Here is a 13,907-nt window from a genome sequence, read left to right as displayed (position 1 = left end):
ATGGACTGGTATAACTATGATAGACCACAAGAAATATTAAAAGGTATGACCCCTATGGAATTCAGGGAGTCATACCTTACTAACTAATATTCTTTTTTACACTGTCTATTTTAGACGGGGCTTGACATGTTGTGAGGCTTTTTTCTTACTCTTAAAACGTTTTCATGTTACAATGCTTTTAAGTAAATCAAAGGAGTGATGAGATGGTAATTGGGCATTATGATGCAGAAAAAGAGCTTACTCAGTCGTTAGAAGATCATTTATTCAATGTTGCGATTGATGCAAGAAATAGAGCAAAGGAGATTGGTCAGGGGGATGTCCTCTTTTTGCTGGGATTATTTCATGATTTGGGAAAAGCAAAGCAGGCGTTCCAAGATAAGCTGTTGAAAGATCCGACTAAGCAGGTGGACCATTCTTCAGCTGGTGCTACCTATTTATACCAAAAGATACAGGTACATTTAGGAAAAAGAGGTTTGGGTAAAAAAGGCTGGCAGTTGTTTGCGGATGTTGTTGCTTATGTCATTTCTGCTCACCATGGCATGTATGATTTGTATGCTAACGATGCCAGTAAGCATGGCTATAATAAACTGAGAAGTAGACTTGATGAGACTTCTAAAGAGGCCGGTTTTGCTCAAGAGGTTATACCGTTTGCGCTTGAGTTGGAATCACAGCTGTCACAGTATGGTTATCTGACTCTCAATCAGTTAATTGAAGCTGCTTTTAGTGATTTTGAACAGGCTTTGGAAAAATTGTCTTGTAAAGATGCAAATGAAAAAGAATTTTACGCTGGCTGCTTTGTTCGTCTTTACCTTTCTTTTTTGAAAAATGCAGATATCTTAGATACGGTTAATGCTTATGAAGAAGTCATTGAACCTGCGACTGAGGACAGTAATGCGCAGCTTCGTCAGTCCTATTTGCAACGAGTAGAAGAGGTGTATCAACAATTTGGTCAACCGACAAACCGCTTAAATCAAGTAAGAACAATGATTGCAGAGCGTATCAAAGAGCGAGGTCAAGCAGATACTGCTGGCATTTATCGTCTGAATCTCCCAACAGGTGCAGGTAAGACGAAATCGAGCTTACGCTATGCTGTTCACCAGATGGCACATCAGGATAAAAAACGCTTCTTTTATATCACTGCTTTTCTCTCAGTCTTGGAGCAAAATGCAGCAGACATTAAACAAATGATTGGAGACGAAGGTGTTCTTGAGCATCATTCGAACGTTGTTAGAGAGAAAGAATGCGACCATGAGAGTCAAGAAGAGTTGATGCAGGAGTATCTCTTAGAGAGTTGGGACAGTCCAGTTGTCTTGACGACGATGGTGCAGTTTTTCCAAACACTGTTTAAGACCAAATCAGCCAATATCCGACGCTTTTCGAGCCTTATCAATAGCGTTGTGGTCTTAGATGAAGTGCAATCGCTCCCTATCGAAGTGACAACGCTCTTTAATTTGACCATGAACTTTTTGAGCAGTGTGATAAAAACAACAGTCATTCTGTGTACCGCGACCCAGCCAACCTATGATGATGACAGTTTAGAGCATCGTATGGTTTATGGTGGGAAAATAGCAGAGCAGGCTGATATTGTGACTTTAACCCAAGAAGAACGTGCCATTTTTGAGCGAACTGAGTTACGGAAACTAGAAGAAGCTGATGAGAAAACAAGTTTAGCTGATGTTGCTCAGTTTGTATTATCTCAAGAGGAATCAACCCTGGTCATTTTGAATACTAAAGCAGCAGTGGCTAAACTCTACGGATTGTTAGCAGAACGTACGGAGCGTCCCCTTTATCAGTTATCAACTAATATGTGTCCTAAACACCGTTTGGATAAGATTGCTGAGATGAAAGAGCAGTTGAAAGAAGATCTTCCAATCATCTGTGTCAGTACGCAATTGATTGAAGCAGGGGTTGATGTTGATTTTGCGCGTGTGGTGCGGTCTTATGCAGGAATTGATTCCATTGTTCAAGCCGCAGGGCGTTGTAACCGAGAAGGTAAACGAGATAAAGGACAGGTGACATTAGTTCATTTGACGAATGAGGAAGAAAATCTATCTCATCTCACAGAAATCAAGCATAAGAAATCAGTTACAGAGACGATTTTGCGTCAAAAGACTTCTCCGATTGATGTAGCTATGCTTAATGATGAATTTTTCAAACGCCATTACGCTAATTATGGTGATACTGTGGATTACCCGATAGGAGATAATCAATCAGGCTATGATTATTTAAGTCATAATGAGTTTTCGGGTCCAGAAAAAGGTAAGCTTCGGCAAGCTTTTAAAACAGCAGGTCAGGCAATTGATTTAATTAAGGATGATAGTATCGGTATGATTGTCCCTTATGGAACATCTGAAGAACTGCTGGCAGAGTTTGAAACTTTTTTAGAAGAAAATCCTTATCCTGATGCGGAGGGCTATGCTTATATCAAGAAAACCATGAAACAGCTACAACTTTATACCGTTAGTGTGCGAGAGAAGTCCCCATTTTTGAGCCAAGCCAAATCCTACCTTGACGGGCAAATATTGATTTTGCCAAAAGAATTTTATGATGACGATTTTGGCATAAAAAAAGAAGCAGATAGTTTACTCATGTTTTAAAGAGTAGTACCTGCTTTATTGATAACAATATAATTTCAATCCGCATAGTTTACTATGATAATATCATTATATCAGCAATGAATATTAGAATCAATATTAATAACTATATAGAATAAAAATTTGACAACTTGAAAGAAAACGCTTACAATGTATGTATAATCAACTTCAAGGAGGATTCATTGTTGTCACAGTCGATTTTTCGTTTTCTTGAGACACTTGTTAATCAGTTGCCAGCAATTTTGATTGCATTGGCAACTTTGATAAAAGTGGTATCAAGGAAAAAATAATCTGTAAAATATGGGCCCTATTTTAGGATTGGAAAAATAACAGACAATAAATGATTGGTGGGGAAGGAGAGAAAAAGTGTATCGTTCTAGAAATTTTTACATTAGAGTAAGTGGGAATTTGGCCCTGTTTACCAATCCTGCTACTAAAGGCGGTGGTGAACGCTCTAGCTACGCTGTGCCGACTAGGCAGGCTCTGCAAGGAATTGTCGATGCTATTTATTTTAAGCCAACGATTACCAATGTGGTGACAGAGGTGAAAGTTTGTAAGCAAATTCAAACAGAGCTTCATGGTGTGAGAGCCTTGCTGGCTAATTACAATGCCGATCTGAATTATGTCTCTTATTTAAGTGATATAGAGTATTTGGTGAAGTTCCATTTTGTATGGAATGAAAATCGTCCAGATTTGCTTCACGATCGATTGCCGAACAAACATGAGGCTATTATGGCACGTTCTATTCGCAAAGGCGGGCGTCGCGATATTTTTCTTGGAACACGTGAGTGTGTTGGCCTCATAGATGAGGTTAGCCAAGAAGAGTATGAGGCCGCATCAGTTGCTTATGAAAATCAAACCATTGACTTTGGTATCATGTTTCATTCCTTTAAATATCCGACGGATAAGATAGAACCATTAAAATCCTATTTCACACATACAGTTATGGAAAACGGTGTTATCCAATTTAAGGAACAAGAAGAGTGTGAAATCGTCAATACCTTGTCTAGTTATACCTTTAAAGAACCTGGACAAATCAAGTTGGTTAATGACGAATTTGATGCTTATCAGGCTGATGAACAAGCAGAGGAAGGAGGGCATTGATGGATTTCTTTACATCATTACTAAAATCCTATGAAAGTGCAGAACAAGATGGCTGGGTCGACAATGCTTCAAAAAACGAACCGACCTTATTACCTATTTATCATAGTAATAAAATATTAAAAAAGACGGATAAGTATATTGAAATTGTTCTAGATAATCAAGGGAATTTTGTAAAATCAACATTTTTAGAAGAAGGATACAATTTAGTTTATCCCGTTACATTTGATTCTGTAAATAGAACAAGTTCTAAAATTGCCCCTCATCCTATTGTGGATAAATGGTACTATGTAATGCCAACAGAGGAAAGAAAAGATATGCATGAAATGTACCAAAATAATTTGAAAAATTGGTTACAGAAAACAACAAATTCAGGTGTGCAATCCTTTTTAAAATTAATTTGTGATTTTCTAACTACCACGACTGCTGTAGATAAAGTTTTAAAAAGTTTATTTTCTGACAAATATGAATTGATATTGGGGGTGATGGATGGACGAAAATTTATACCCGGTCAAATTAATTATGAGCAGGGAACGAAGAAATTAGAACTAAAAGATACGATGGTGACATTTAAAATAGTTGATTTTAATGGATATAAAGATACATCTGTCTCCAATTATTTAGATTTACATTTGGATCACATTAAAATGGTTGAACAGAATTCTGTAGGGAAAGAAGTTTGTAATATTAGTGGTAAGAAAGATCAAATTGTTCATCTGCACCGCAATATCGGTGGAGTCTTCGTAAAAGCAAAATTAATTTCTAAGAGTGAGACGAATGATTTTGCATACCAAGGAGATAGATTTAGTTCCAAGAAAGAGGATACAGATATCATAAAAATAGGCTATCAAACATCAGAAAAAATTCACTTGATGGCTAAGTATCTTCTAGAAAATGAGCATACACATGCTTGGCTTGGCGGAGGCCAGTATCTCATCAACTGGTTTAGTGATGATTTGGCGAATGACAGTCAGCTGACAGTGACGAAACCTTATAACAGTATGTTTGAGGAGGAAGATGAGGATGATGGTGAAACGTCTAAATTTACGATTTCAGAGCGTAATAGAGAAATCAAAGCTTCCTTTATTAGAGGTAAAAAACAGTTTGAGGATGCCTCCAGTTATTATGCAGCTATTTTAAATAAAACCAATGATGGTCGTATTGCACTCAAGTATTTTAGGCAACTAAAAGCCTCTCAATTACTCGAACGTTTGGATCAGTGGCAAGCTAATTACTCTTGGGAAAGGCGTCGTAAGGATGGTCAGTATTATTCTTACGCTCCAAACTTGATGGAAATTATCTTGGCGGCTTATGGTGTTGAACGTGAAGAGGGCTTGAAACGTGAGAAAGTCTTGAAATTAGATAATGATAGCTTCAAAAGTGATTTATACCAACAACTTATAACAGCTTTATTGGATGGACAAGGAGTGCCAAGTGCTATTGTTAAAAAATTAGAAAATAATATTAGACAACGCCAAAGATACCCAGAAAAATGGCATCAAGTTCAACAAATTAGCTTGGGAATTTTACATAAACAACATGAGGAGGAATTTTCACCGATGTTAGATCATACGAATCAAGAGCGCTCATATCTGTTTGGCCGTTTACTGGCAATCTATGAGTTGATTGAAAGTTTACGCTACAAGTTAGATGGTAGTGATAGTGGGCGTATTACCAACGCTGAGCGGTATTGGACAGCCTATACAAATCAGCCGACAAAATTGATGATGTTACTCGAAAATAAAATTAAGCCTTACGAAGAGACCTTAAAATTAAACAATCACGGCAGTTGGAGCAAGTTAAATAAAGAAAAAGAAGAAATCATGATGTTTTTGAATCTGTTGATTGATAGTGAAGGGATGGAAAAACCATTGGATTATCGGTTTATGTTTGGCTATTATGCGGAGAAAAAATTTTATTATACCAAACAAACAGTAGACGTAGTGGAAAGTGAGGATTAGGTTATGTTGGAACACAAAATTGATTTTATGGTAACTGTTGAAGTGCGTGAGGCAAATGCGAATGGGGATCCATTGAATGGTAATATGCCACGCACTGACGCCAAAGGCTATGGCTTGATGAGTGATGTGTCGATTAAGCGTAAAATTCGGAATCGTCTTCAAGATATGGGACAACCAATCTTTGTACAGGCTAGTGAGCGGATTGAAGATGAGTTTCGGTCACTTGAAAAACGTTTTTCTGCTCATTTTGTAGCAAAAGATAAGGATGAAGATATTGAACAGAAAGCTAACGAGCTTTGGTTTGATGTCCGTGCCTTCGGACAAGTCTTTACCTATTTGAAAAAATCGATTGGAGTTCGTGGTCCAGTTTCTATTAGTATGGCGAAGTCTTTGGATCCTATTGTCATTTCAAGCCTTCAAATCACGCGTAGTACGAATGGTATGGAGCCTAAAGGAGATAGTAGCCGTTCTTCTGATACGATGGGAACAAAGCATTTTGTGGATTATGGGGTTTATGTCATCAAAGGCTCTATCAATGCGCATTTTGCTGAAAAGACTGGTTTTAGTGAAAAGGATGCCGAAGTAATTAAACAAGCCCTCGTTAGTCTTTTTGAAAATGATGCCTCCTCAGCACGTCCCGAAGGGTCAATGCGTGTCCGCGAGGTCTTCTGGTTTACGCATTCTAGTAAGTTAGGAAATGTATCCAGTGCGCGTATTTATGATTTATTGGTTGCGGATAAGACCAAACAAGATAAGTCTTCTTATGAAGACTATGCGATTCATTTGGATCAAGAGAAATTAGCAGAATACCAATCAAAAGGTTTAGAGGTTGAAATTCTAGAAGGGCTCTAGTATGGTTTATGCAGAGGATGATTATCTGATGTTATCAGGTATCCAGCATTTTCAATTTTGTAAACGCCAGTGGGCATTGATTCATATCGACCAGCAATGGTTGGATAATGAAGCAACGGCTCACGGTCAGATTCTGCATACAAAGGCAGATAATCCTTTTATCAAAGAGAAGCGAAAAGATATTTTCGTGTCACGAGCGATGCATATTTCGTCAGCTCAATTAGGATTGTATGGGATTATGGATGTTGTGGAATTTTATCGAGATGATGCTGGTGTCAGTATTAAAGGTAAACGTGGGAAATGGCTTCCCAAAGTGGTTGAATATAAGCGTGGAAAGCCGAAGTCAGACACAAGAGATATTGTTCAATTAGTTGCGCAGACCATTTGTTTAGAGGAAACTTTGGGGTGCAGAATCGATGAAGGAAGCCTTTACTACCATAGTGTCAATAAAAAAGTGACGGTACCTATTACGGAAGTTTTGCGGCAAGAAGTTCAGGTGTTGGCGAATCAAATGCATGAACTTTATGAGTCAAAGAAACTGCCAAAGGCTGAGTATTTTAAAAATTGCCCATTATGTTCATTAGTAGATATCTGTAAGCCAAGAATCAGTAAAAAGGTGCGGAGCGTTGAACGTTATATCGCTGATGCAATCAACAGTGAGGAAATTGTATGAAGAAACTTCTAAACACGTTATATTTGACTCAAGAAGACTTTTATCTAACGAAAGAAGGTGATAATATTGTCATTAAAAAAGATGGCAGTGTCGTTTCACGTTTTCCATTTCGAATCATTGATGGGATTGTGTGTTTTTCTTATTTAGGAGCATCGCCTGCATTGATCAAACTTTGCACTGAAAATCAAATCAACCTGTCATTTCATACCCCGCAAGGACGATTTTGTGGTCGTTATGTTGGCTCAACGAATGGCAATGTCCTTTTAAGGCGTGAGCATTACCGTTTAGCAGATCGTGAGGAGTCTTTAGAGTATGCCAAGCGATTTATTTTAGCCAAGATATCAAATTCTCGAAAATATTTACTTCGTTTTAGACGAGATCACCGAGAAAAGATTGATGGGAGTTTGTTTGAAGAGGTTAATAGTGAGCTGACATGGGCGCTTGAATCGGTGCAAGTAGCCGATAATAAAGATTCTCTTCGTGGGATAGAAGGCCAGGCTGCTAATCAATATTTTCGAATCTTTAATGATTTGGTGTTAACAGATAAGGAGACCTTTATTTTTGGTGGACGAAGTAAAAGACCGCCATTGGATTGTATCAATGCCTTGCTGTCTTTTGGGTATAGTCTGTTAACTTATGAATGTCAATCGGCTCTTGAGGCCGTTGGACTAGATAGTTATGTTGGATTTTTCCATACAGATAGACCTGGTCGAGCGAGTCTTGCTTTGGATCTTGTGGAAGAATTTCGTTCTTATATCGTCGATCGCTTTGTATTTTCAGTGATTAATAAAGGTCAGTTGACAAAGAAGCATTTTGAATTTAAGGAAAATGGTAGTATTTTGTTAACTGAAAAAGGTCGTGCGACCTTTATTGAATTATGGCAGAAGCGTAAGCATGTGGAAGTAGAGCATCCCTTTACCGAAGAGAAAGTAAAGTTGATGTTGTTGCCTTATGTACAAGCGCAGCTTTTAGCTAAAGCGATTCGCGGAGATATTGACAGTTACCCTCCCTTTATGATTTAGGAGAATGATATGATGGTTTTAGTGACGTATGATGTCAATATGAGTACAGCAGCAGGAAGGAGGAGATTGAGACAGGTAGCAAAGCTATGTGTTGATTATGGTCAGCGCGTGCAACATTCAGTTTTTGAATGTTCTGTAACGCCAGCTGAATTTGTTGATATTAAGCATAAGTTGACAACGATTATTGATTTGGAAATGGATAGCATCCGTTTCTATCTGCTGGGAAAACATTGGCAAAATCGTGTTGAAACTTTAGGAAAATCGGATAGTTACGATCCCGATTTAGGGGTATTACTATTATAAAATCAGTCGATGCGACTCTTAGTTACTCATAAAATGCTGGGAGTCTCGCGCAAAAATATGGTAAAATAATAGAGAAATGACTACATTTAGAGTGAATTCACTCAAGTGTACTTCTGTCATTTCTCTATAAACTGTGCGTTTTCGCACAGTCGCACCCTTCGCGGGTGCGTGGATTGAAATAACACTTGGACGTGCTGAACCCTGTGTGACCGTGGTCGCACCCTTCGCGGGTGCGTGGATTGAAATAACACTTGGACGTGCTGAACCCTGTGTGACCGTGGTCGCACCCTTCGCGGGTGCGTGGATTGAAATTAATTGTTGCAGCGACATTATTTGCGATGTTATTGTCGCACCCTTCGCGGGTGCGTGGATTGAAATATTTATGTTTCCTTCCTAAAATCTGGGTGTTCTGTCGCACCCTTCGCGGGTGCGTGGATTGAAATGATTCAGGAAATGTCACATTACTGACTCAGAAACGTCGCACCCTTCGCGGGTGCGTGGATTGAAATTTCGAGTTGATATTAAAAAGGGCTTTATCCATATTGTCGCACCCTTCGCGGGTGCGTGGATTGAAATTTATGTCTGGGACACTAAAGCTGCTGACAATGGGTCGCACCCTTCGCGGGTGCGTGGATTGAAATTTGGTTACCAAGGAGCAGTACGAGGCTATCAAGGTCGCACCCTTCGCGGGTGCGTGGATTGAAATTTTGTTAGATAAATCAAGCATCGCTAGTTTAGCGGTCGCACCCTTCGCGGGTGCGTGGATTGAAATTTGCTAGCAGTTAAGCTACTAGAAAATTTAGAACGTCGCACCCTTCGCGGGTGCGTGGATTGAAATTTGTAAGACTTTGAACGTTACACTCATATGATCAGTCGCACCCTTCGCGGGTGCGTGGATTGAAATGCACATGGTCAATACCTCCTTTTCCAAGGCGTATGTCGCACCCTTCGCGGGTGCGTGGATTGAAATTTCTTGATACGGTCTAAGCTGCATTAGAATCCTCGTCGCACCCTTCGCGGGTGCGTGGATTGAAATATCAATTCCACACCCTTACCTTGGACATACTTCGTCGCACCCTTCGCGGGTGCGTGGATTGAAATTGTCTTTTTCTATGCATTTGAGATGTTCAAGACGTGTCGCACCCTTCGCGGGTGCGTGGATTGAAATACGTTGAATATACTGTTGCAAGGCATGTTTAATAGTCGCACCCTTCGCGGGTGCGTGGATTGAAATTGGGATTTTAGCAAAAGTTCTGTGTATAGTCAGCGTCGCACCCTTCGCGGGTGCAGTCATGTTGGCATAAATTAGATTTAACCCTAGACGGGACACAATATACAGAAGATTTCGGTGACATGTCGGTACCTTATTACAATGCTGTTCTGGATGCTTACCAAAATGTGATTGATATTGCTGAAGGGAATGATGCTTTCTTTGAGTCTGTCAACCAAGAGTTGAGGCATATTGAGCAAGCTAGTCAAGGAACTGGTTGGGGCTTTGAAGAAGGAGTCATGGACATTTTCTGTCAAATTGCTTATAAGTATGATGAAGAGGATTAATATTTGGAACAATTCATGGAAAAACTTCTGGTAGATTAGCCTGTATCAAGGCGAAATATCTCTACTATAGTTCACAAGTGCAGTTGCTATTACTAGAGTATCAAGATAATGGAGAGTGCGTTCTAATCAGCGAAAGTGATTTTCAAAAACACTTTATGTCTAGGCGCTCTCAGTTAACGACAGCTGGAAAATTAAGTATATACCGTTCCCTATTTAAAGGACGCGATGATGTGCATGCCAAATCCTATCAGAATGAATCAGGAAGGCTGCAGTATTCCCCCTCATATCAGTATGGCTGGAAGCAGTTGCCGGTTGATAAACGTCTTTGCGAACCATTGACATATGAGGTGCTGAAAGCCCATTTTAGAGGGGAGACGAGTATTGGTCTTTTTCCGATTTTAAAAGACGATACTTGCTCTCTATTAGCAATCGATTTTGATAAAGGAGATTGGCGAGAAACTATTCGGGTTCTGAGAAAAATAGCAGGCGCTTATGGAATTGACTTACATGTGGAAATTTCTCGTTCAGGAAATGGGGCACATGTCTGGTTTTTCTTTGAAACTCTGATTTCTTGCCGAGAGGCGCGTTTATTTGGTAAAAAATTGTTAGCATTAGCCATGCAAGAATCTCCTAAACTGTCCTTTGACTCGTTTGATCGCATGTTTCCAAATCAAGACCGCCTGCCAAAAGGAGGATTTGGAAATTTGATTGCTCTTCTTTTACAAGGCAATCTTTTCAAGAAGGTAAGCGCGTATTTGTTGATGAGAGTTTTGTTCTTTATGCAGACCAGTGGCTTTATCTTCAAGAATTGACACGAGTAAGTTATCAGAAAGTTCAAGAGATTAATCAGTTGTCTCTCAAGATACATTTTGAAAAAGAGCCATTAGAGGTTCACAAAGGGCGCGTTTTAACGATAGATAAAAATATATTATCACCACAGGCGCTCTTTTATCTGAAAAAGTTAGTCTCTTTTTCTAATTCCGAGTATTATTTAAAACAGGCAATGAGACAGCCGACTTACCAAACACCAGAAACCAGCTATCTGTTTGAAGAAGATGATAAACACTTGTATCTTCCAAGGGGACTTGTTTCAAAGATTCAGGAAACCTTTCCAAAGTTAACACTTATTAAACAAGAGTGTATTGAGGATGAGATTAGGGTATCTTTTACAGGGGAGCTGAAATTTAATCAAGAATTAGCGCTATCAGATATGTTGGGGGCAGAAAATGGTGTTCTGTGTGCAGGAACTGGATTTGGAAAAACGGTTTTGGGTTCAGCACTCATTGCCAAGCGACAAAGACGAACGCTAATCTTAGTTCATAATCGGCAACTGCTAGAGCAGTGGATAGAGCGCTTAGGGCAATTTCTAGTATTTGATGAAGAAAAAGCGGTGCGCTACACGCCTTCTGGTCGAGAAAAAATCATAGGGCACGTTGGTCAATTTGCGGGAGCTAAAAAGTGGCGAACGAAATTGGTTGATGTCGCCATGATTCAATCACTGATGACGGCTGATAACCTTGAAGAGTTATTGTCTGATTATGATGTGATGTTGGTAGATGAATGCCATCATGTGACCGCAGCGATGTTTGAAAAAGTAGTAGCTAGTTTTTCTGGAACCTACCTTTATGGATTGACGGCAACTCCAGAACGAAAAAAATGGTCATGAACCGATTCTTTTCCAACGTATTGGTCCTGTTTTGCATACTGCTAGTGAGGAGCAAGTTGATTTTGAGAAGCAGCTATCACGTCGGTTTACTGATTTTAGAAAATATGATATTCAAGATAAGAAAAGTACAAATTTTGTGGACCTCTGTGATAAACTAGTTCAATCATCGTCTCGCAATCAATTACTGATTCAAGATATTCGAGAAGCGTACCAGCAAAAGCGTCATATTCTAGTATTAGCCAATCGTATTGAGCATTTGAACATTCTTGAACAGGGATTGAGTGATGCAGGCATATCCTCTGTTTTTGTCATGAGTGGTCAGACAAAAGTGAAAGAAAAACAATCTATTCTAGCCCAAATAGAACAATTAGATGATGCGGAGCCATTTGTCCTCATATCAATTGGTAAGTATGTGGGAGAGGGATTTGATTTACCAAAGTTGGACACGCTTGTTTTGGCAAGTCCTTTGTCTTGGAAAAATAATCTGATTCAATATGCTGGTCGCATCCATCGTCCATATTTAGGGAAGAACTTAGTCACAATATATGATTACGTTGACATTCATGTCCCTTACTTAGAAAAGATGTTTCATAAGCGACAAGTAGCTTATCGAAAGATGCGCTATGTGACATCGTCTAAACAGGAAAATCAGAGTATTTTTGACCGAGTATCCTATGAAACTGCTTTTGTAAAAGATTTGCGACAGGTTAAAAAAGTGACGATTTCGATAGCTAAAGGTCATCAGTTGAAGCTACAACAATTACTGGGGCTGATTAAAGGAGCAAGTCTAGATATTTATGTGACTCGAGATAAGAAAAATCAACCCTTAATACAGCAGCTAGCAGGCACAGGAATCTCTGTTTATGAGAGGGATACCCCATTGCCAACATTTACCATACTTGATGAAGATATTGTTTGGTTTGGACAGTTGCCAATGTTCACCCAGCAATACGACAAAGAGGCCCCAATGTTTCTTCGCATTGAAAGTGAGAACCTAGTCCAAGAATTTAAGAATATTCTTGAAAGTTAAAATTCTTATGTAGATAAGTCAAGGCATGAGACTGAGTCGAATAAACTCAATCTCATGATTTTCCTTTTTTAAGAAATAGCAGAGCAGTAAAAAGGAAGGAAATTACACACAGTTTTAGACTAAGACCACTTCGAAAGCTAAAGTGGAACTTACTTTAGGAAATTATCTTTTTCAAATAAAAAATATTTTTAAAAAACCCGCGTTGTAAAATGAAGTGCAACAAAAAAGACATGTTCGTCTGATATACTAGAATTCCCCAACTCAGTATAGAAAGCAGATGAACATGTCCACTAATTATTCTACCAAAAATCGATCTTATTCACACCTCTCAGCCTCTGAACGAGGAGAAATTAGTGCCTATCTCAAGATGGGGAAGAAAACCGCTGAGATTGCTCGCCTTCTAGGTTGTCATCACTCGACGATCAGTCGTGAAATCAAGCGTGGCAGCGTCTTTCAAGTTCAAGATAAGAATGGAAAACTCTTATACTCAAACGTCTACTTTCCAGACAGTGGTCAATGTGTCTATGAGACCAATCGACAAAATAGTACTTATTGCAAACTAGGAGATTGTTCCAAGACCTTCTTTGAGAAGTTGGAGAAGACTTTGAAATCCCAACCTCGCTGCCACAGTATCGATACCTTTGTCCAAACCTACAAAGAGGAACATCCGTTTGAAGTTATTCCTTCAACCAAAACAGTGTACCGTTACATCAAAGATGGCCTGTTGACGATTAAACCAATTGATTTACCTAAGATGGTGAGTATCCGAAAACGGTCTAAAGTCACATCTAAGGTCGCAAAGAAAGTCCTAGGCAATTCTATAGAAGAACGTCCTGAGTCAATTAACGACCGTTCTACGTTTGACCACTGGGAGATTGACCTTGTACTCGGTAAGAAAACCAAGGGTGAAGCTGTTGTTATGACCTTGGTAGAACGCCAAACTCGGTTTGCCCTGGCTTGTCAATTGCCGAATAAGCAAGCAGAGACGATTAACGCTACAGTTAAGGAACTTCTTTTAGAGTATCCTATTCTTTCGATTACGTCGGACAATGGTTCAGAGTTTAGTAGTTTGTCAGACTTACATGGAGTTGATATATACTTTGCCCATCCTTATTCTTCGCATGAAAGAGGGACTAATGAAAACTTCA

13 protein-coding genes and 1 CRISPR repeat array are annotated in these 13,907 nt (G+C 39.2%); all 13 genes read left to right on the top strand.

What is annotated here, in order from left to right; translation table 11 throughout:
• Positions 1-87: an IS3 family transposase gene (locus GZ996_RS12305; RefSeq protein WP_161979366.1), complete on the top strand. Its 87-nt coding sequence runs from the start codon at positions 1-3 to the stop codon at positions 85-87.
• A 116-nt stretch (positions 88-203) separates the two neighbouring features.
• Positions 204-2,597: a CRISPR-associated helicase Cas3' gene (gene cas3 / locus GZ996_RS10615; protein WP_162012032.1), complete on the top strand. Its 2,394-nt coding sequence runs from the start codon at positions 204-206 to the stop codon at positions 2,595-2,597.
• A gap of 363 nt (positions 2,598-2,960) precedes the next feature.
• Positions 2,961-3,698, top strand: coding sequence for a type I-C CRISPR-associated protein Cas5c (gene cas5c / locus GZ996_RS10610; protein WP_162012031.1), 738 nt, complete (start codon positions 2,961-2,963; stop codon positions 3,696-3,698).
• Entirely contained in the window at positions 3,698-5,656 is a 1,959-nt protein-coding gene (cas8c, locus tag GZ996_RS10605) for a type I-C CRISPR-associated protein Cas8c/Csd1 (RefSeq protein WP_162012030.1), read from the top strand. The genes cas5c and cas8c overlap by 1 nt, the downstream gene beginning before the upstream one ends.
• 3 nt (positions 5,657-5,659) lie before the next feature.
• On the top strand, positions 5,660-6,508 hold the full coding sequence (gene cas7c / locus GZ996_RS10600; RefSeq protein ID WP_156806143.1) for a type I-C CRISPR-associated protein Cas7/Csd2: 849 nt from the start codon (positions 5,660-5,662) through the stop codon (positions 6,506-6,508).
• 1 nt (position 6,509) lies between these two features.
• Positions 6,510-7,181 (top strand): CRISPR-associated protein Cas4, encoded by a 672-nt coding sequence (gene cas4 / locus GZ996_RS10595; RefSeq protein WP_156806144.1) that lies wholly within the window; start codon positions 6,510-6,512, stop codon positions 7,179-7,181.
• A complete protein-coding gene (gene cas1c, locus GZ996_RS10590) occupies positions 7,178-8,203 on the top strand; it encodes a type I-C CRISPR-associated endonuclease Cas1c (protein WP_156806145.1) in 1,026 nt (341 codons plus the stop codon). The genes cas4 and cas1c overlap by 4 nt, the downstream gene beginning before the upstream one ends.
• A gap of 9 nt (positions 8,204-8,212) precedes the next feature.
• Positions 8,213-8,506 carry a CRISPR-associated endonuclease Cas2 gene (gene cas2 / locus GZ996_RS10585; RefSeq protein ID WP_156806146.1) on the top strand — a complete coding sequence of 98 codons (294 nt, stop codon included), beginning with the start codon at positions 8,213-8,215 and terminating at the stop codon, positions 8,504-8,506.
• Between the two features lie 148 nt (positions 8,507-8,654).
• Positions 8,655-9,740: direct repeats of the CRISPR family, unit length 32 nt; unit sequence GTCGCACCCTTCGCGGGTGCGTGGATTGAAAT.
• A 50-nt stretch (positions 9,741-9,790) separates the two neighbouring features.
• Positions 9,791-10,063, top strand: a complete 273-nt coding sequence (locus tag GZ996_RS10580; RefSeq protein ID WP_162012028.1) for a hypothetical protein — start codon at positions 9,791-9,793, stop codon at positions 10,061-10,063.
• A 155-nt stretch (positions 10,064-10,218) separates the two neighbouring features.
• Positions 10,219-10,875: a TOTE conflict system archaeo-eukaryotic primase domain-containing protein gene (locus GZ996_RS11995; RefSeq protein WP_238386426.1), complete on the top strand. Its 657-nt coding sequence runs from the start codon at positions 10,219-10,221 to the stop codon at positions 10,873-10,875.
• Positions 10,872-11,729 (top strand): DEAD/DEAH box helicase family protein, encoded by an 858-nt coding sequence (locus GZ996_RS11990; protein WP_238386425.1) that lies wholly within the window; start codon positions 10,872-10,874, stop codon positions 11,727-11,729. Before GZ996_RS11995 ends, GZ996_RS11990 begins: the two co-directional genes overlap by 4 nt.
• 31 nt (positions 11,730-11,760) lie before the next feature.
• On the top strand, positions 11,761-12,759 hold the full coding sequence (locus GZ996_RS11985; protein ID WP_238386424.1) for a DEAD/DEAH box helicase: 999 nt from the start codon (positions 11,761-11,763) through the stop codon (positions 12,757-12,759).
• A gap of 283 nt (positions 12,760-13,042) precedes the next feature.
• Positions 13,043-13,907: IS30 family transposase (locus tag GZ996_RS10570; RefSeq protein WP_162012029.1), on the top strand; the 865-nt coding region annotated here is incomplete at its 3' end.

The sequence above is a fragment of the Streptococcus sp. S784/96/1 genome (assembly GCF_902729355.1).
Classification (GTDB): domain Bacteria; phylum Bacillota; class Bacilli; order Lactobacillales; family Streptococcaceae; genus Streptococcus; species Streptococcus caledonicus.
The sequence above is the reverse complement of the archived record's forward strand: the minus strand, read 5'-3'. Positions and strand labels throughout refer to the sequence as shown.

What these genes read in the sequence shown, in the direction of transcription:
- GZ996_RS12305 (WP_161979366.1), top strand. Translation starts at nt 1, where the DNA reads ATGGACTGGTATAACTATGATAGACCACAAGAAATATTAAAAGGTATG.
- cas3 (WP_162012032.1), top strand. Translation starts at nt 204, where the DNA reads ATGGTAATTGGGCATTATGATGCAGAAAAAGAGCTTACTCAGTCGTTA.
- cas8c (WP_162012030.1), top strand. Translation starts at nt 3,698, where the DNA reads ATGGATTTCTTTACATCATTACTAAAATCCTATGAAAGTGCAGAACAA.
- cas7c (WP_156806143.1), top strand. Translation starts at nt 5,660, where the DNA reads ATGTTGGAACACAAAATTGATTTTATGGTAACTGTTGAAGTGCGTGAG.
- cas4 (WP_156806144.1), top strand. Translation starts at nt 6,510, where the DNA reads ATGGTTTATGCAGAGGATGATTATCTGATGTTATCAGGTATCCAGCAT.
- cas1c (WP_156806145.1), top strand. Translation starts at nt 7,178, where the DNA reads ATGAAGAAACTTCTAAACACGTTATATTTGACTCAAGAAGACTTTTAT.
- cas2 (WP_156806146.1), top strand. Translation starts at nt 8,213, where the DNA reads ATGATGGTTTTAGTGACGTATGATGTCAATATGAGTACAGCAGCAGGA.
- GZ996_RS11995 (WP_238386426.1), top strand. Translation starts at nt 10,219, where the DNA reads ATGTCTAGGCGCTCTCAGTTAACGACAGCTGGAAAATTAAGTATATAC.